Here is a 16,704-nt window from a genome sequence, read left to right as displayed (position 1 = left end):
TCGGTCGATCGAGCCACCGTTCCGAGGGGTCCCCGGACGCACGGTCCAGGGTGTACGACCGGGATAGCGGAGCCACGACAGCCCCTTTTCACTCCTGCTCCCGGACCGTCACCACCGGAACCGGCGAGTTCCGGACGATCTCTTCGGCGACGCTTCCGAGGAGAATCTTATCGAGGCCCGACCGACCCACCGTGCCGACCACGACCGCGTCGATCGGATTCGTCTTCGCGACGTCGACGACCTCCTCCTGTGGAACGCCGTGTCGAACCCTCGTCGTCGTCTCGAGGCCGGCGTCCTCGGCTCTTCGTGCGGCCTCCTCGACCGCTTCCCTGGCTTCACCTTCAGCGTCGGCACGCAACTCGTCGCGCTGTTCGGTGCTGTGTGGCCCTTCTTCGGCGACCGACATGACGTGCAGGGTCGCCTCGAGCTGGCGTGTGAGTTCGATCGCGTGCTCGGTCGCTCGACGCGCTCCCTCGCTCCCGTCGGTCGCGAGCAGCAGATCCTGATACATGTCCTCGACTTTGTGCGGTCGGCGGAATACGAACCGGACCTGCTGGTGCCGGGGCTATTTCGGTCCCAGCCCTCGCCGGTTCGCGGAAGGGGTATACTCCCCCTCAGATGACCTCGAGGACGAAAATAGCGAGGTAGAGCTGTCCGAGGCCGGCAAGCACCATGACGGCTCCGGCCAGTTGCCTGAGTCGGCCGCTGTAGGCCGCGAGGCGACCCGCGCCGGCGAGCAGCCCCATCCCCGTCGCGACGGTCAACGCTACCATCAACACGACGATGCTGCCGACGTAGGTCCCGAGCACGAGCGCCGCGTCGACCGGCGGCATCGACGACGCCTGCGCGACTACCGGCACGAAAAGCGGCAAGGCACAGCCAGCGGCCGCCAGCGCATAGCCCGCGCCGAAGATGCCGAACCCGAGGACGCTCGAGCGACGCTGCGGGAGCGCGACCGACAGCGACGGCGCGCGATCGAACAGGATCAGGAGACCGAAAACGAGCACGACCAGGCCGACAACGACCTCGAAGTAAATGATGTTCGACATCGTCGCGTGGCCGAGCTGGTAGGCCGCGACGAGCACGACGGCGAACATCCCGAGGACGCCGCCGCCGGCGGCGAGACCGCGGCTGACCGCACCGCCGAGAGAGGCCCGGCCCTGATCGATCTGACTGACGTAGAAGCCGACGTATCCCGGCAGCAACGGATAGGCACAGGGGGAGAAGAACGTCCCGATCCCCGCGATCAGCGCGACGCCCATCCCCGAGAGGACTGTCGCGTCGAGCATCAGTCGGCCCCGTCGTTCCCGTCCTCGACTTCGAGGGCGTGTTCGATCCCGGCGACGAGTTCGTCGGCGGTTTTGGTGCCGGTCTCGGACCACCGGAGGTAGCCGTCGGCGTCGATAGCCATGGCGGTCGGATAGCCCGTGGCGAGGTAGCTCAGGTCCGCGGACGGATCGAGCCCGAGGGTCCAACTCCCGTCGTGTTCGTCCCACCAGTCGACGAGTTCCGCCTCGGTCAGCATCCCGTCTTCACCGACGGACTCGCTGGTGATCGAGATAAACAGCACCTCGTCGCCGACCCGGTCGTGAGCCGCCGCGAGTGCGGGCATCTGATCGATACAGGGTGGACACCAGGTGCCGAAGAAGTCGATGAACGTCGGTCGGTCGTCGTCGCTTGCCGGCACGAGTATCTCGCCCGCCTCGCTGCCCGGCGCGTCGACGGTTTCGATCTCGGCGGGGTCGATGCGGTCGGCTTCCCCATCGCCATCGCTATCCCCGCCGTCGTCTCCCCCGCCCTCGAGATTCCCGGTCGACGGGAGTCCGTACACCGCGACGGCACCGGCTCCGGCCACGACACCGACGCTGCCGAGCCCTGCCAGTACGTCCCTGCGTCGCATCCTATCCCTCCTCGTTCGGATCGAAGTCGGTCTGCTCCGCGACGACCGCGCGGGTGTCCTCGAGGACGGTGTCGGGACCGCCTCCTGCCTCCTCGTTGAGCGCCCGCGGGTACGACCGTTCGACGACGCCGTCCTCGTTCGCCAGTAGGATCAGGTTGATGTGGATGAAACTGTAGTGGTCGTCGTCGTGATCGTGGTCGCCGTGGTCCTCGAGTTCGTCGCTCTCGACGCGTTCGATGCGCATCCCGAAGTCGTCGTGGAGTATCTCCTTTCCCTCCTCGTAGCTATCGGGTCGCAGGAAGTGCCAGTTGTCCGCCGCGTGGTCGACCCCCTGCTGGGCGGCGTACTCAGCGAGCGCGTCGGCGTCGTCGCGCTCGGGGTCGAACGTCATCGCGAGTAGCGCCAGATCGTCGGCGTACCCGTGCTCGACCGCGTCGGCCTGGACCCGCTGGAGGTAGGTCATCAGTGCCGGACAGGCCCCGTCCGGACACTCGGTAAAGATATAGGTCATCAGGAAAGAGCGCTCGCCGACGAAATCCTCGAGCGAGACCGGCTCGCCGGCGATCGGGTCGGGAAGCGTAAACTCGGGGAACTCCTGGCCGTGGATCGGATGCGAGGCGGCCCCACGGTTCAGTTCCGGCGGATCGAGGACCGTCGGGCCGTCGCCCCATTGTTCCGTCTGCCCGTCGCCGTCGTCGCCGTCGTCGCCACCACCGACAGCTCCGAGAGAGTCCCCGAGACAGCCCGCAAGCCCGGCGACCCCGACCGTTCCCGCCGCGCCGAGCGAGCGTAGATACGTCCGTCGTTCCATATGCGCTCTGTAGGACGGAACGATCAAATGTCCGTTGGTACGCGTCCCGAACTATCGTGACCCCGATTACCTTCTCGTAAAGGTGACCGTACGCGCGAAAGCAGTCCGAAACGAGAGCACGTCCTCCGGGTACGGCTGCTTTGACATCCACCTCCGGGTAAACAGAGCGGGATCGGACATTCCGCAAGCAGTCGGCCGTAGACCGACGATGTGGGGGACTCCCGAGCGGATGGAGATCGGAGACGCCCGAACGGCCTCCGAAGGACGGTTCGGAATCCGATCCGTTCCAACCAACTCCGCCATCATTGTGCGTTCCGATCATTTAAACGCCACTGTGGGAAACTCGAGGGAGCCGGTTGAGTGTAGTACCGACTGCACCGGTTTGTACACTGATCGCCGATCCGTCTGGCGAGCAGGTGCGCACTGACTTGCAGTGGCTACTAGAGTGGGCTGTGTCCAGCAGTGACGCGCATATCCACGGCCTTCAGACCATGGTAGTGTGCCTATTCAGCGTATAACTATCGGCGGGAGTCGAATACGTCGCCGATATGTCGCGATCGAACCGCTCAGCGATGGACGTCGGCTGTCCGAACTGCAACGCCACCGTCTCCGCCTCCGTCCCGCCCGGCCCCGGGATCGGCGGCGACGATTCGAACCGACTCCAGGGAAAGCCGACCCGCTGTCGGAACTGCGGCCACGAACTCGAGTTCTACTATTACTGAGGGGTGTCTCGGGTCGCGGTTCTTTCGCCTGGGCGTCACTGACCCGAGACACTCGAGCGTCGTGGACCGCTCGGGGTGGCAGGGAGTTCGAACGCGTCGGCCGTGTGACGGGAGTATTGGACCCCCTGCTGTTGCAGGCCGCGGAGCAACCCGTGGTGAGGGTGTGAGATTGCAGCGAATGCGATTCACCGACGAGCGGTCGTCGTCGATGCACCGGAAGTCAACGCACCGGCCGGCCGACAGGCCCGGGCCGCCACGAGGGGGCGACCGGAGCCACGCGACGGAGGGAGCGGGCGGCCCGGCCCCGACGGGATCGCTGATCGTCGTGTCGAACCGACAGCCGTATCGACACGAGTACGAGACCGACCAGAGCGGCGAGAGCGAGAAGACGGCCGATTCCGGACGGTCGATTACGGTCGACGAACCTACCGGCGGGCTAACGGCCGGTCTCGATCCCGTCGTCCAGCAGACCGACGGCACGTGGATCGCCTGGGGCGACGGCGAGGCCGACTTCGACGTCGTCGACGACAACGACTGTGTCGCGGTCCCGCCGGACGAGGAGGCGTACACCCTCCGTCGGATCGACCTCTGTGAGGAGGCCGTCGACTCCTACTACTACGGATTCAGCAACCGGGTCCTCTGGCCGCTCTGTCACGGCTTTCCCGATCTGACCGAGGACCGGGCGAACGACTTCGACTGGTATCGAACCGTCAACGAGCGGTTCGCGGACGCCGTCGCCGATCACGCCGACGCGGAGTCGATCGTCTGGCTGCAGGACTACCACTTCGCGCTCGCGCCCCGAATGATCCGCGAGGCCGTCCCGCAGGGGACGACGATCGCGCAGTTCTGGCACGTCCCCTGGCCCGGCCCCTCCACGTTCCGGTACTGCCCTGCAGGCGGGAACCTCCTCGAGGGACTGCTCGGGAACGATCTGCTCGGGTTTCACGTCGACCGGTACGTCGATCGGTTCCTCGAGTGTGTCGACCGGTTCCTCCCGGCCGCGACGGTCGACCGGAACCGGGGGACGGTCCGGTACGACGGGACGACGACGCAGGTCGTCGCGACCCCGATGGGCGTCGACGCACGGAGCTACGACCAAACGGCGAGGTCGATCGACGAGGAGGCCTTCGCGTCGTTGCGCTCGGAGCACGACGTTCCACACCCGGACGACGCCGTCATCGGGATCGGAGTCGATCGTCTCGATTACACGAAGGGGATTCCCGAACGTCTCGCCGGGCTCGAGCGGTTCTTCGAGCGGTACCCGGACTGGCGCGGCGAGTTCACGTTCGTCCAGAAGGCGACCCTCTCGCGAACGGACATTCCCGTCTACGAACGGCACGGCGAACTGGTCCGTAGCGAGGTCGAGCGGATCAACAGCCGCTTTGGCACCGACGACTGGCAGCCGATCGTCTACACCGAGTCCTACCTGGAGGAGGAGCAACTCTGTGCGCTCTATCGTGCCGCCGATACAATGTTGGTCAGCCCACTGGTCGACGGGATGAACCTCGTCGCCCAGGAGTACGTCGCGGCAAGCGTCGAAGAGACGGGCGATACGCTGCTTTTGAGCGACCGAGCCGGCGCTCACGAACTGCTTGGCACCCACGCGATCACGATCGATCCGACGGACATCGACGGGATCGCCAACCGTCTCGCCGACGCGCTCGCGATGCCGATCGGGGAACGGCGAAACCGGATGCGAACGCTCCGGGACCGGGTCTTCGACGCGGACCTCGAGCGGTGGATGAGCGTCCAGTTCGACTGGATCGCACGCGTCAGGAACGATCCCGACCGGCGGCTGTCCGGAGAGCGTGACTCCGATTCCGATTCCGATTCCGATTCCGACTCCGACTCCGACTCCGACTCCGATTCGGACCCCGACTCCGATTCGAGTCTCGACTCCGACTTTCCGGAACGAACACCCCCAGTCTAACGACGATCCATGACTGCTCGCAGCGAAGCGATCGCGGCCGATTCGGTACCGCCACTTCTCGAGGAGCGTCTCACGTGGGTCCGCGAGCGGATCGACGGCGGGTCGGCGCTCGTCGTCTGTCTGGATTTCGACGGCACCCTCGCTCCAATCGTCGACGATCCCGCGGAAGCGACGCCGACCGAAGCGAACCGACGAATCGTCGCCGCCCTGTCGGATCATCCCGCGATCTCGACGGCCGTCGTCAGCGGCCGGGCGCTCTCGGACGTGCGCGAACGGATCGACGGCCCGTCGATCTACGCCGGAAACCACGGGCTCGAACTCGCCCGGAACGGCTCGCTTGCCGTCCATCCGATCGCTCGAAAACGAGCCAGGCTGATCGAAACCGTCTGCGAAACGCTCGAGACGGCCCTCGAGTCCGTCCCGAACGCTCGCGTCGAGAACAAAGGCGTGACCGCGACGGTCCACGTTCGCTCGGTGCCGGCCGCCGCCCGTCCGATCGTCGCCGAACGGACCCACACTGTCGTCGACCGGATCGGGGGCGACGACCTCGAAATCTCGTCGGGCAAGCGCATCCTCGAGATCGAGCCGGCGATCCCGTGGGGGAAAGGAAACGCGGTCGAACTGATCGTCGCGGACGCACCGCCCGACGCCGTACCGATCTACGTCGGCGACGACGTGACCGACGAATCCGCGTTCCGAGCGGTCGAACCCGACGGCATCGGCGTTCGCGTCGGCGACGACGCACCGTCGGCGGCCTCCTCTCGCGTCGAGGGTCCCGACGACGTGGCTGCTTTCCTCGAGTGGCTCGGGACTGCCGGAGTCGAACGACTCGATTCCGCGGCCGGTCGTCCCGTCGACATCGTCGACAGTTCTCGAGAGCGATGATACCAGCCGTCCTCGTCGCTGCCCCCGCGAAACACCGTTCGTCCTCCCGACTCGAGTGGCGTCATCCGTGATACCCAATGTCAATATTCACCCCGAACTGTCGGACGTGAGCCGAAAGTCTTAGTTACCAGTGGAAATATATCTACGGTACGAGAGTGAACGAGAGTGAAGCTACGCCAACCCACTGACTTCCTGATCCTCGAGGCGCTCGAGGACAAGGGCCGAAACGTCGCAACGAACCTCGCAGCCCACACGGGCAAGAGCCGAAAGAACATCAACACCAGGCTGCCGGTCCTCGAGGACTACGGTCTCGTCGACAAGATCGGTCCGGCCGAACGATCCGGCCTCTACGAGATCACCTCGAAGGGGAAGGCGGCACTGGTGTACCGCGATCAGTACGACGAAGTCGACGACTTCGAGAGCCTCATCGAGGGTCCCAACGCTGGAGCCGTCGACGACCCCGAGACACAGGCTGGGTTCGTCCGCGGTGAGGACGACGAGTTCGACGACGCCGACGAAGAGTAACGTACTGGTCCGGTCGCTGGACCCCCATTTTTATTCAGGCAGACGGGAACAGCAGGAGTCGAGCCGCGGCACCACGCCGCCAGCGTACTCCTCGAGTCGCTGGCGTGCGCAATCGGAAAACGAGAGGCTGATCCCACGGTCCCGACCCGCCGTCTCGGGGTAGACGCTTCCACAGGCCGAGCGGTCGCCATCGTACGACGACGAGAAAGCGTACGTACTCAACATCGGGGTCGCGACGACGGCCGATCCCGAGCGGAAGGCGACCCCGTGATCGTGGTCGAGTCCGACCGCGTGACCGATCTCGTGGAGCAACACCTGCATCGTCCGTGCCCGTGTCGTCAGCGGGACGATCGACCGTTCGTCGTCGGGTCCGTCTTCGTCCCACGTCCCCTCCCGTGTCGCGATCGCGAGTAGCTCCTCGAGGGGTTCGAGTGCCGCGATGTGTTTTGCACCGCCGACCGAGGCGACGTGGGGGAGACCGTATCCCGTCGGAGCCTCGATCATGTCGCCGTCCGTGACCAGCAGGTTCACGTCCGCGACGGGGTCGAGGTCGCTGGCATCCACCAGCCCGCCGGCCAATCGTAGCGGCCACTCGCCCCGGGCCGTCACGTGCGCGCCGTCTTCGATCGAGACCGGAACCACACCTCCGAAGGAAAGCTCGAGCGACCAGTACGGGAGGTCACGGTCCAAGAACCGCTCGAGGTACTCACGGATGCGTGCCCGAACGCCGTCGTAGGTAGCGGCCTGCTCGGAGAACCAGACCCGGACGGCGAGACGATCGAGCGGGTCTCGAGTCGCGTACGCGTACGCACCGACCGAGACTGTCACTGTCGACCCGATCGCCCCCAGAAACGCCCGTCGCTTCACGCTCGCCGGTTTCGCGGCCGGGAACCAATCGATCAGGGTTCACATGCACACGCTTTAGATTCGACGCGGAGAGACGGCCTCGCGGGCCGTCCCCGACCGCCGGCGGGTATCGATCGCCACTTCCGCGTCCCCGACGATCCGGACCTCGAGCCACCGAGGAGCGTCGGCCGGCTCGACCGGTGTCAGCATGAGCAAGCCCCCGTCGTCGGTTTCGACGAGGTGTCGCTCCGGCTGGCGCTGTCGAAGACAGCGTCGCCAGTCACCGATTCGGAGCCGTCTGCGTACCTGCCAGGCCGTGTAGTAGCGGCCGTTCGACCCCTCGAGCAACTGCTCGAGGGGGACGGCCGCGGTTACGCACACGCCCGTTCACCTCCATCGCCCAGCCGGTCGTCCGCGATCCGTGCGTCGGTTGCGTCCATCGTCGATATCCGTCTCGTGGAGTCGACGGAGGGGCGGCGACCCCATCGACGCTCGGGTTCACATAGCTGATCTTTAAGAAATCCTGAGAGTCAGGTGAACACGAACGCGGGTGGTCGACATCCGCATCCGGGCGAAACCCGAAACCCACATTACGGGCACGCACCCACCTCAGCACAGTGACTCGCGTCTGTCTCATCGGGAACGACGACGTCAACCTCCAGTACGAGCTCCTCTCCCACGAAACCTCCCGCGAGGCACTCGCGACCTACGATCTCCGGCGGCCGTTCGAGAACTCGCTTGCCGTCCGGACGGTCAGCGTCGGAGCGGCCGTCTCCCTGCTGAACGACCTCCAGTGGTACCTCACACGATTCGTCAGTGTGGCGATCGTACAGGACCCGAGCGTCAGCGACGAGGAGTGGCTCTCGCGGTCGCTCGCGACCGAACTCCGGAACGGGGACGTCGAACCCCAGGAAACCGCCGAGTTTTGCAAGGTGTACGGTCTCGAGCGCGTCGAGCGGGGGGCGACTGCGCCGGCTGCCGGGGGGTCGGACCCCGGAGCAACGAGCGGGTCAGCGATTCGCGACGGTGACGGTAACGGTGCGGGTGAGGACACCGAGTCAGCGACCGAGCCTGACGACGAGACCGACGAAAACGGAGCCGACAGCACCTACCGGCTCGTCGAACCACTCTACGTTCGCCGAACGGACGGCGATCTGCCGGCGTACGATCTGCGCGAGGTCGAGGAGACGGTAGTCGTCCGGCTCACCGAGTCGGAGTACGCGCCTTGATCGGCGTTCGACCTTCTCCGCCGACCGGTTTCGAGCGACCGCGTGCGGTTACGAATCGTCGTTGTCGTCGGACGCGGTGCTGATTCCGTGCTCTTGTCCGTCCTGATCGACGATCGTCGCCGACAGCTCCGTAACGGGGTCGTCCTCGAACGTCACCCGAACGAGGCGGCCGACTCCGGTTACCTGTTCCGCGCAGGCCTCGAACCCGTCGTCGTCCCGACCGTCGCTTACCTTCGCCTCGACGGAGAGGGTCTCGTCCTCGAGGTCGACCTCCCGCAGCACCATTTCGTGACAGAGGTCCGATCCCCGGGCTTCGAGGGGAACGACCACCGACTCGTCGAACGACGTCTCGTCGAGGAACTCGGCGAGGTCGCTCGTGTTTCCTCCGCCGGCGTCGTGTCCGTCCTCGAGCCAGTCGTCGGCGTCGTCCTCGTCTCGCAGGAGCGATGCCTCGGGGCTGTCGGGGTAGTCGGGGAACTGGTAGCCGAGGGCTTCGTAGGAGAACCCATTGCCGTCGCCGCTCTGGAGGTCGTCCTCGTCGACGTCTTTATCTACATCTTCATCTTCGTCTTCGTCGCCGTCGCTTCCCTCCTCGTCGTCACCGTTTCCGTTTCCGTTCTCGTCGTCATCGCCGGTTCCGTTCCCGGGTTCGTCTTCGTCGGGCTCCCCGCCGTCCGGGTCCGACTCCTCGTCGAAACCGTCGCCGAGACAGCCAGCTACCGCTGCCAGCGCGCCCACGCTGCTTGCCAGTACCGTCCGCCTGGACCGCAGCCGTTCGGAGGATCGTCGTGCCATCGTATCAGTGCATATTAGCGGCGCGGATAAGACCGTTCCTCTAGCTGAAAGAGACGTTTTTGCAGTTTTGTTGAGGTTTATTTTGGTACAGATGGAGAGAAAGAGATCGAAACGACGAGACTCAGTCGAACAATCCGGTCGAGAGGTACCGCTCTCCGCTGTCCCAAAAGACCGTGACGACTAGCGGACAGTCGTCGGCGGCCTGCACACGTCCCCCGTCGGTCTCCGGCGAGGCAGGTGATCGATCGGTCGCCTCGAGGTCGTCGAACACGCCGTCGACCTCCGGACACGTGGTTTCGGGCTCGGCGATCTCCTCGGCGACCTGCCGTGCGACGAGGCTGGTCGCGCCGCTCGACTGTCCCACCAGCAGTCCCTCCTCGCGGGCCAGTCGCCGACACTCGTCTTCGGCGTCCTCGAGTGTAACCGTCTCGACGCGGTCGATCAGGTCACGCTCGAGATTGTCGCTAACGAAGCCCGGTCCCATCCCCTGGAAATCGTCGTCCCCGGACTCGCCCGTCGAGAGGACGGCGTTGCGTGCCGGTTCGACGGCGACGATCTCCACGTCGGGAAACGCCTCCCGGAGTCGTCGTCCGGTGCCCGAAATGGTACCGCCGGTGCCGACGCCCGCGACGAACGCGTCGATCTCGCGGTCACCGACCTGTTCGACGATCTCGTCGCCGGTCGTCCTGTAGTGGGCTTGCGGGTTCGCCGGGTTCTCGAACTGTCCCAACTGGGTCGCGCCCTCTTCGACGAGGTCGTCGGCTCGAGCGCGGGCGTCGCTCATGTCTCCGTCGACCAACTCGAGGTCGGCCCCGTAGGCGGCCATGACCCGGCGTCGCTCGGCGGACTTGTCCGAGGGCATGACGATCGTCAGATCGTAGTCCCGCACGGCACAGACGAGCGCGAGGCCGATGCCGGTGTTGCCGCTCGTCGGTTCGACGAGCCAGTCGCCCGGTGATATCCGGCCCTCGCGCTCGGCGGCACGGATCATTTCGCGGGCCGGCCGGTCCTTGGCCGACCCGCCCGGGTTGAACGACTCGACTTTCGCTGCGACAGTCGAGCCTTCGGGCGAATCGACCTGGACCAGCGGCGACCCGATCGCGTCCAGGATACTAGCCTTCATTGCCCCCGTATAGGGGGAGGATACGTAAACCCGTGCCGGACGTCGGCAGGACGTGCCGGTGCTCTCGATAGCGCTGTCGCGTTACTCCGCAGGAATTGCAGTTTCGTCGGTCGAGTCGGCGTCTTCGATGCGCTCTTCGGCGTACTCCTCGGCCGCGGCCAGTACCGTCGTGTCGCGGCGCTCGGCGCGGTCGATCATCTCGGACAGCCGGTCGCCGATCGCCGCAGCTTCGTCGAAGGCCTCCTCGCGGGTCCCCCCGAGGTGCTCTTTCGCGACCGTGATGAGCCCGCCAGCGTTGATGACGTAGTCCGGCGCGTAGACGATCCCCTCCTCGCGGAGGACCTCGGCGTGGCGGCGCTCGGCCAGAACGTTGTTCGCGGCCCCGGCGACGATGTCACAGTCGAGTTGCGGAATCGTATCGTCGTTGATGACCCCGCCGACGGCACAGGGGGCGAACACGTCACAGGACGCGTCGTAAACCTCGTCGGGCGCGACGGTATCGACGCCGTACTCGTCGGCGACGGCCGCGACGTGGTCCTCGTCGATGTCCGAGACGGTCACCTCGGCCCCGTGATCGGCCAACTCGGCTGTCAGCGACTCGCCGACCTTGCCGAGCCCCTGAACGACCACCTCGAGGCCATCGAAGGAATCGGTGTCGTAGACGTGTTCGACACAGGCCCGAATCCCGTTGAACACGCCGTGGGCCGTGATCGGTGACGGGTTCCCCAGGCCGTCACTGGTGCCGACGACGTGATCGGTCGTTCGTCGAACGGTTTCCATGTCCTCGACGCCCGTATTGACGTCGACCGAAGTGATGTAGCGGCCACCCAGCCGATCCACGGCCCGCCCGTAGGCCTCGAGTAGGTCCTCGGTTTTCAGATCGTCCGGCTTTCCCATAATAACGGCTTTCCCACCGCCAAGGGGAAGGTCGGCCGCGGCGGCTTTGTACGTCATCGCTTCCGATAACCGAAGCACGTCCTCGAGAGCGTCGTCTTCGGTATCGTAGTCGTAGAATCGTGTCCCGCCGAGACTCGGACCGAGCGTGGTATCGTGGATCGCGACGATCGCTTGGAGTCCGGTTTCGGGGTCCGTGAAGTACGATACCTGTTCGTGACCGCGGTCGTCGACCGAGTCGAATACCATAGTATAATTCTTTTGTTTGGCGTAAAAGTTCTACCGACTCGGAAACGCCGGCCAGGACTCGATACCGTCGGATAGAAACGCTGAACGCTTCGTCAGTTTCTTTTCGCGGAACGTCTCTCCGAGGAGAGACGGCGAGCTTTTTTGTCGGTGGGTTGTGATCGGCGCATATGGACGGAATCGTCTTCTTCCGGACGGAGCGCCACGACGAGGTCGTCGAGTTCTACCGCGATCTCGGCGCGACGGTGTGGCTCGAGCAACCCGACTGTACGATCCTTGAGGCCGGGTCCTTCCGGTTCGGGTTCTGTGATCGGGAGTCGGCGGATACGGATGGGATCGTCACGTTCGTCTACGACGACCGTGCGGGCGTCGACGAGGCCTACGAGGAGTTGGCCGAACTGGCCGACGAGGAACCGCGGTTCAACGAGACGTACGATATTTACCAGTTCTTCGCGTCCGACCCGGAAGGACGAACGGTCGAGTTTCAGACCTTCGAGTGAGACTGCCGGAGGAAACACTGCACACACCGATCGCGTCTCGACGCCCGTCGGGGAACGCGGCGGCGTCTCCAGTGTGATCGGGGTGTACTGATGTGACATCCTCCGCGCCGTAAACGGCGCGGCTTCCCTGCATGGGAATACCGGCTAACTACCGGCAGTGGGTTCCGACCCGACCTCGCCGAGCGTCATCTGCCGTGGTTGGCTCTGCTCGGTGGGGGTCGCGGCGCTGTCACAGGCGCTCCCATCCCGTGAGATGTCATCGGCCGCCGGTTTCAGCGGCAGCCTCTCACCCCACGGGTCGTGGCGGTCAGCGATGTTGACCGCCGTGGCCAGAAATCGAAGATTTCTGGCTGCCCGCCAGACGTAGTCTGGCGACCGCATTGATGTCTGCGTGGTACTCCGACACCCAACACTCGTCGTTCTGACATCGGAATTCATCGCCGTCCCGATACCCGATGTGACCGCACTCGTGGCATGTCTGGCTCGTGTACTCCGGGCGGATGTATTCGACCGGGATGCCAGCCTCTCGTGCTTTGTCCTCGATGCGCTCCTGCAAGCGAGCAAACGCCCATGCGTGGAGTCGCCGGTTCATCCATTCGCCGTAGTCGAGGTCTTCGCGGATGTCCGAGAGGTCTTCCAGAACGACCACAGGCTTCTCGAATCGGCAGGCGTACTCGATTGCTTGCCGAGACGCCTTTTCGATGATGTCTGTGAGTACGTTCTGGTAGTGGTCGAACCGTTCGTCAATCCGCCACTCGGCGGCGTCACGTTCTTGGAGGCGCTTGAGCGTCGTGTGCATCTCTTTGCGGAGGTGACGAGCGCGGCCACCGTTGATGAGTAGTGGGTCGATCGGAGTGCCCTGCTCGAAGGCACAGCCCGCGAGCAGGTGTGCTTCGCCAATCTCGAAGCCGACTGGTGTTACATCGTCGTCTGTCGGTTCGTAATTCGGTTCTTCGACCGAGAACTCGACGGTGACGTGGAGCGTCCACGACGTGCGGTGACGTTGCAGGCGGAGTTGGCCTGCCGACGCTTTACCGTCCACGAGGTCGTGCCACAGTTCTTCTTGAGCGGGGTTGATACGGAGTGGTATCCAGAAATTCGTCCCCCGACCGGGCTGTGGTACCCACCACGTGAACTCGTAGTCCCGTTCCGGTGAGTGGTCGAACTCGGCGGCTTGGTTGGTGAGTCGAACTGGGTGGTCGTCGTCCACTCCTGTGCATCGTAGGTGCCGTACAGTTGCGGAACGTAGTTACACAGGGCCGCCTTCGCCTGATACGGCAGGTCGTAGGGCGTCACTACGTCGCTGGTGGCGGTCATCGTCTCACACTCGGCCTCGAACGCCTCGTGGAGCCCTGCCCGGTAGGTGTCGAGCAAGTCGCACAGTTTGCGTTCTTTGTGGGCTGTCGGCGGGGCGAGCGTGGCCTCCAGCGTTTTCGTGGTTGTCGCGGTCATGCTACTGGTTTTCCACGTAGTCCAGCAGCACGTCTATGCTCACTTGGCCGGTCGTGGCGAGGAAATATCCCGGTTGCCAGAACGCATCTTCGAGCGTCTGTTTTACCTCGGGGTACTCCTGCCGAATCCGGCGGGATGTGACGCCCTTGAGCGAGTTAATGAACTTCGTGAGGTCTGTGGTTGGTTTGGTCGTGAACAGGACATGAACGTGGTCAGTACCGCCGTCCACGTTCTTGATGTCGGCCTCGAAGTCCTCTGCAATCTCGTGTGCAACTTCAGCCACGCGCTCCAGTCGCTCATCGGTGAGGATGTCGGCGCGGCACTTCGTGACGGTCACAAAGTGATATTGGAGCGCGTAGACCGTGTGCGACCCGGATTGCAGGTGACTTTCCATTTGGCCTCACCAAATACAAGATACCCAATTCCAATAACTATTGTGCCGTTGGGTATTCGGTCGGGCAGAACCGCGTAGACTGTCGCACCAGGCTTACGCAATTCACGCCCGCTGTGAACGGCGGGATTCTCTCGCTGAATCAAGATAGCAGTACGAGTACGGGGCCGTCACGACGGGCTCGACCCCCGTAGAACTACACGAAAGGAGCCCCCAGGTACCCCCAGCACCGAACTACGTGTCTGACACCGAGACAGCCTGTGCGGACGGCTCGTCGTTTCATTAATGTATTCGAAATCTGAAATCAACAGTAGTTTTCGGCGACAGGTCGCCGAACGACGGTCACATCTCGTCCGGGCAAATCGCGTCGGAAACACCGGCGTTAAGCGGTCCCGGGCGTAACCCGGTGGTATGAGTCTCGAGACGCTGACCCCGAACCCGACGTGGGACGCCGCCTCCTACGAGGACGCTGTCGACACGCTCGAAGCGCACAACGACGCCCTCGTCTACAGAGTCTGGGGCGGCGACTGGTGCAAGGACTGTCGAAAACTGCTGCCCGATCTCGGCGCGGCACTCGAGGCGGCCGGCATCCCGGACGATCGGATCGAGGAGATCGAAGTCGACCAGGACAAGCAGGGCCCTGGCGTCGACGAGTACGGGATCGAATACATCCCGACGGTCGTCGTCGAGACCGACGACGGTGAGGAGGTGACCCGGTTCGTCGAGGCGGAGGAGCTACCACCCGCGGTCTGGCTGGCAGAGCGGATCGACGAAACCCTGTAACGGTCGCCGATCGTCGCGGTCCCCTCCTTTTCGGGGTGCGTTCGATTCGTAGCTACTCGAGGGCAGGCTGAGACCCGTCGTCAGAACGGGCTTTCGAGGTCGTCGCCGTCCGCTGTCGAGTCGTCGGTTCCTCCTTCGATATCGACGGCCGCGTTTCCGTCGACCCACTCGAGTGCGTCGTCGACGTCGTGGGTCGGTGGCGAGCACGTCCGGCCACGACAGACGTACAGCGTTGGCTCACCGTCCCGCACCTCGCGGCCGGCCCAGATCGGCGGCGCGTCCGCGACACCGAGTTCGTCGAGCCAGTCGTCGAGTCCGTCCTCGGTCGGCGGCCGGCGTGCGAACAGCCGATCCGGATCGAACCGTGTCGCAAACGCCTCGCGCCAGTCCTCGGGCATCTCGTCGGCGACGACCGTCACCTCGAGTGCGCCCGACTCGAGTCGATCCGCGCCGAGACACAGCGTCGCGTGCTGGAGCGGGTTCGCCTCGAGTCGGTCGGCGTGGGTCGCGAGGACGGTCGCGGCGATCTCCCCGTACTCGGCGTCGGATGCGAAACTCTCGAGCGCGAGCAGCGTTTCGACGGCGACACCGGCAGCGGACGGCGTCGACTGGTCGGTGAGTTCCTGTGGCCGCGTAACCAGGTCTTCACCGCTTTCGGGCGTGAAATACACGGTTCCGGCCTCGGCGTCCCAGAACTCGGCTTCGATGACGCGGGCCAGCGCGAGTGCGAACTCAAGGTGGTCGACCTCGCCAGTTGCCTCGTAGCAGGTGAGCGCGCCCCGGGCGAGGAAGGCGTAGTCCTCGAGATAGCCGTCGATGGCGACGTCGTCGTCCTTGTACCGCCGCGATAGTCGCCTCTCCTCTGGGTCCCACAGCCGATCGCGCACGAACTCGAGGGCGTCGACGGCCATCTCGGCGTACTCGTCCTCGCCGAGGACGAGCGCGGCCTCCGCACAGGTCGCGATCGCCAGCCCGTTCCAGCCAGCCAGGACCTTCTCGTCGCGGTTGGGTCGCGGTCGGTCCTCCCGGGCGTCGAACAGGGCGTCGCGGGCGGTCTCGAGTCGCGCTCGAACGTCTGCTTTCGCGAGTTCGTACTCCTCGGCGAGCCCTGGGATCGACCGTCCCTGGTTGGGCTGGTTTCGCCCTTCGAAGTTGCCCGACGCGGTGATGTCGTACCGGTCACAGAACAGGTCGGCAGTCGTCTCGTCCTCGAGCACGTCACGGACCTCGTCGGGGGTCCAGACGTAGAACGCGCCTTCCACACGCTCGCCGGTGTCGGGGTCCGAACTCTGTGCATCGAGCGTGCTGAAGAAGCCGCCCTCGGGATGGGTCAGCTCCCGGTCGAGGAACGCGAGGGTCTCTTCGACTACCTCCGCGTAGCGGTCGTTCCCAGTGAGCCGATACCCCGTCAGGAACGCCCGCGGGAGTTCGGCGTTGTCGTACAGCATCTTCTCGAAGTGTGGCACGACCCAGTCCCGGTCGACACAGTACCTGTGGAAGCCACCGCCGACGTGGTCGTAGAGCCCGCCAGCGGCCATCGCGTCCAGACTCTCCTCGAGTACCTCGCGGTACCCCTCGTGACCCGTCCGATCGAACGCGCGAGCGAGGATTCGAAGCCGAGAGGGCTGGGGGAACTTCGGTCCGTCGGAGCCGAACCCGCCGTACTGGCGGG

18 protein-coding genes and 1 pseudogene are annotated in these 16,704 nt (G+C 64.9%); 7 read left to right on the top strand and 12 right to left on the bottom strand.

Going from position 1 to position 16,704, the window contains the following annotated elements; translation table 11 throughout:
- Nucleotides 1-88 precede the first annotated feature (88 nt).
- The 4 genes from C446_RS12900 to C446_RS12885 form a co-directional block, all read right to left on the bottom strand.
- Nucleotides 89-511, bottom strand: coding sequence for a universal stress protein (locus C446_RS12900; protein WP_006673557.1), 423 nt, complete (start codon nt 509-511; stop codon nt 89-91).
- Between the two features lie 103 nt (nt 512-614).
- Nucleotides 615-1,289: a cytochrome c biogenesis protein CcdA gene (locus tag C446_RS12895; RefSeq protein WP_006673556.1), complete on the bottom strand. Its 675-nt coding sequence runs from the start codon at nt 1,287-1,289 to the stop codon at nt 615-617.
- Nucleotides 1,289-1,900 carry a TlpA family protein disulfide reductase gene (locus C446_RS12890; protein ID WP_006673555.1) on the bottom strand — a complete coding sequence of 204 codons (612 nt, stop codon included), beginning with the start codon at nt 1,898-1,900 and terminating at the stop codon, nt 1,289-1,291. The genes C446_RS12895 and C446_RS12890 overlap by 1 nt, the downstream gene beginning before the upstream one ends.
- Nucleotide 1,901: 1 nt before the next feature.
- Nucleotides 1,902-2,711, bottom strand: a complete 810-nt coding sequence (locus tag C446_RS12885) for an SCO family protein (protein ID WP_006673554.1) — start codon at nt 2,709-2,711, stop codon at nt 1,902-1,904.
- A 548-nt stretch (nt 2,712-3,259) separates the two neighbouring features.
- Between C446_RS12885 and C446_RS19105 the strand changes: the two genes are divergently transcribed.
- The 4 genes from C446_RS19105 (at nt 3,260) to C446_RS12870 (ending at nt 6,773) form a co-directional block, all read left to right on the top strand.
- Nucleotides 3,260-3,433, top strand: a complete 174-nt coding sequence (locus tag C446_RS19105) for a hypothetical protein (RefSeq protein ID WP_160162973.1) — start codon at nt 3,260-3,262, stop codon at nt 3,431-3,433.
- 178 nt (nt 3,434-3,611) lie between these two features.
- Nucleotides 3,612-5,363 carry an alpha,alpha-trehalose-phosphate synthase (UDP-forming) gene (locus tag C446_RS12880; protein WP_006673552.1) on the top strand — a complete coding sequence of 584 codons (1,752 nt, stop codon included), beginning with the start codon at nt 3,612-3,614 and terminating at the stop codon, nt 5,361-5,363.
- Nucleotides 5,364-5,372: 9 nt separating this feature from the next.
- Complete coding sequence (gene otsB, locus C446_RS12875; RefSeq protein WP_006673551.1) at nt 5,373-6,248, top strand: trehalose-phosphatase; 876 nt, start codon at nt 5,373-5,375, stop codon at nt 6,246-6,248.
- A gap of 165 nt (nt 6,249-6,413) precedes the next feature.
- Nucleotides 6,414-6,773: a winged helix-turn-helix domain-containing protein gene (locus tag C446_RS12870; protein WP_006673550.1), complete on the top strand. Its 360-nt coding sequence runs from the start codon at nt 6,414-6,416 to the stop codon at nt 6,771-6,773.
- A gap of 30 nt (nt 6,774-6,803) precedes the next feature.
- Here C446_RS12870 and C446_RS12865 read toward each other — a convergent pair whose 3' ends face one another.
- The gene (locus C446_RS12865; RefSeq protein ID WP_049920219.1) at nt 6,804-7,640 is read right to left on the bottom strand and encodes a zinc metalloprotease; all 837 of its coding nucleotides are present in this window, start codon (nt 7,638-7,640) and stop codon (nt 6,804-6,806) included.
- A gap of 54 nt (nt 7,641-7,694) precedes the next feature.
- Nucleotides 7,695-8,000, bottom strand: a complete 306-nt coding sequence (locus C446_RS12860; RefSeq protein ID WP_006673548.1) for a hypothetical protein — start codon at nt 7,998-8,000, stop codon at nt 7,695-7,697.
- Nucleotides 8,001-8,236: 236 nt separating this feature from the next.
- On the opposite strand from C446_RS12860, the gene C446_RS12855 reads away from it, so the two are divergent.
- Nucleotides 8,237-8,848, top strand: a complete 612-nt coding sequence (locus tag C446_RS12855) for a DUF5804 family protein (protein WP_006673547.1) — start codon at nt 8,237-8,239, stop codon at nt 8,846-8,848.
- Between the two features lie 48 nt (nt 8,849-8,896).
- Here C446_RS12855 and C446_RS12850 read toward each other — a convergent pair whose 3' ends face one another.
- From C446_RS12850 to C446_RS12840, 3 genes are all read right to left on the bottom strand, one after another.
- Nucleotides 8,897-9,643 carry a hypothetical protein gene (locus C446_RS12850; protein ID WP_193363534.1) on the bottom strand — a complete coding sequence of 249 codons (747 nt, stop codon included), beginning with the start codon at nt 9,641-9,643 and terminating at the stop codon, nt 8,897-8,899.
- A gap of 121 nt (nt 9,644-9,764) precedes the next feature.
- On the bottom strand, nt 9,765-10,766 hold the full coding sequence (locus C446_RS12845) for a PLP-dependent cysteine synthase family protein (protein ID WP_006673545.1): 1,002 nt from the start codon (nt 10,764-10,766) through the stop codon (nt 9,765-9,767).
- An 81-nt stretch (nt 10,767-10,847) separates the two neighbouring features.
- A complete protein-coding gene (locus tag C446_RS12840) occupies nt 10,848-11,909 on the bottom strand; it encodes a Leu/Phe/Val dehydrogenase (RefSeq protein ID WP_006673544.1) in 1,062 nt (353 codons plus the stop codon).
- Nucleotides 11,910-12,076: 167 nt separating this feature from the next.
- On the opposite strand from C446_RS12840, the gene C446_RS12835 reads away from it, so the two are divergent.
- Nucleotides 12,077-12,406, top strand: coding sequence for a hypothetical protein (locus C446_RS12835; RefSeq protein WP_006673543.1), 330 nt, complete (start codon nt 12,077-12,079; stop codon nt 12,404-12,406).
- 144 nt (nt 12,407-12,550) lie between these two features.
- On the opposite strand, the pseudogene C446_RS12830 reads toward C446_RS12835, so the two are convergent.
- Together C446_RS12830 and tnpA are read right to left on the bottom strand one after the other, a co-directional pair.
- Nucleotides 12,551-13,858 (bottom strand): annotated as a pseudogene (locus C446_RS12830) (RNA-guided endonuclease TnpB family protein).
- Between the two features lies 1 nt (nt 13,859).
- Complete coding sequence (gene tnpA, locus C446_RS12825) at nt 13,860-14,252, bottom strand: IS200/IS605 family transposase (protein ID WP_006673541.1); 393 nt, start codon at nt 14,250-14,252, stop codon at nt 13,860-13,862.
- Between the two features lie 408 nt (nt 14,253-14,660).
- Between tnpA and C446_RS12820 the strand changes: the two genes are divergently transcribed.
- Complete coding sequence (locus C446_RS12820) at nt 14,661-15,032, top strand: thioredoxin domain-containing protein (protein ID WP_006673540.1); 372 nt, start codon at nt 14,661-14,663, stop codon at nt 15,030-15,032.
- 80 nt (nt 15,033-15,112) lie between these two features.
- Here C446_RS12820 and C446_RS12815 read toward each other — a convergent pair.
- On the bottom strand, nt 15,113-16,704 hold a 1,592-nt coding region (locus C446_RS12815), incomplete at its 5' end, for a thioredoxin domain-containing protein (protein WP_006673539.1).

It is taken from the genome of Halobiforma nitratireducens JCM 10879 (assembly GCF_000337895.1).
Lineage (GTDB): Archaea > Halobacteriota > Halobacteria > Halobacteriales > Natrialbaceae > Natronobacterium > Natronobacterium nitratireducens.
Note: the sequence above shows the minus strand (reverse complement) of the source record. Positions and strands in the feature narration are given on the sequence as shown.

Bases quoted from the DNA above. Each gene is read 5' to 3' on its own strand.
- otsB (WP_006673551.1), top strand. From the start codon at position 5,373: ATGACTGCTCGCAGCGAAGCGATCGCGGCCGATTCGGTACCGCCACTT.
- C446_RS12895 (WP_006673556.1), bottom strand. From the start codon at position 1,289: ATGCTCGACGCGACAGTCCTCTCGGGGATGGGCGTCGCGCTGATCGCG.
- C446_RS12850 (WP_193363534.1), bottom strand. From the start codon at position 9,643: ATGGCACGACGATCCTCCGAACGGCTGCGGTCCAGGCGGACGGTACTG.
- C446_RS12890 (WP_006673555.1), bottom strand. From the start codon at position 1,900: ATGCGACGCAGGGACGTACTGGCAGGGCTCGGCAGCGTCGGTGTCGTG.
- C446_RS12845 (WP_006673545.1), bottom strand. From the start codon at position 10,766: ATGAAGGCTAGTATCCTGGACGCGATCGGGTCGCCGCTGGTCCAGGTC.
- C446_RS12835 (WP_006673543.1), top strand. From the start codon at position 12,077: ATGGACGGAATCGTCTTCTTCCGGACGGAGCGCCACGACGAGGTCGTC.
- tnpA (WP_006673541.1), bottom strand. From the start codon at position 14,252: ATGGAAAGTCACCTGCAATCCGGGTCGCACACGGTCTACGCGCTCCAA.
- C446_RS12885 (WP_006673554.1), bottom strand. From the start codon at position 2,711: ATGGAACGACGGACGTATCTACGCTCGCTCGGCGCGGCGGGAACGGTC.
- C446_RS12820 (WP_006673540.1), top strand. From the start codon at position 14,661: ATGAGTCTCGAGACGCTGACCCCGAACCCGACGTGGGACGCCGCCTCC.
- C446_RS12900 (WP_006673557.1), bottom strand. From the start codon at position 511: ATGTATCAGGATCTGCTGCTCGCGACCGACGGGAGCGAGGGAGCGCGT.
- C446_RS12880 (WP_006673552.1), top strand. From the start codon at position 3,612: ATGCGATTCACCGACGAGCGGTCGTCGTCGATGCACCGGAAGTCAACG.
- C446_RS19105 (WP_160162973.1), top strand. From the start codon at position 3,260: ATGTCGCGATCGAACCGCTCAGCGATGGACGTCGGCTGTCCGAACTGC.
- C446_RS12840 (WP_006673544.1), bottom strand. From the start codon at position 11,909: ATGGTATTCGACTCGGTCGACGACCGCGGTCACGAACAGGTATCGTAC.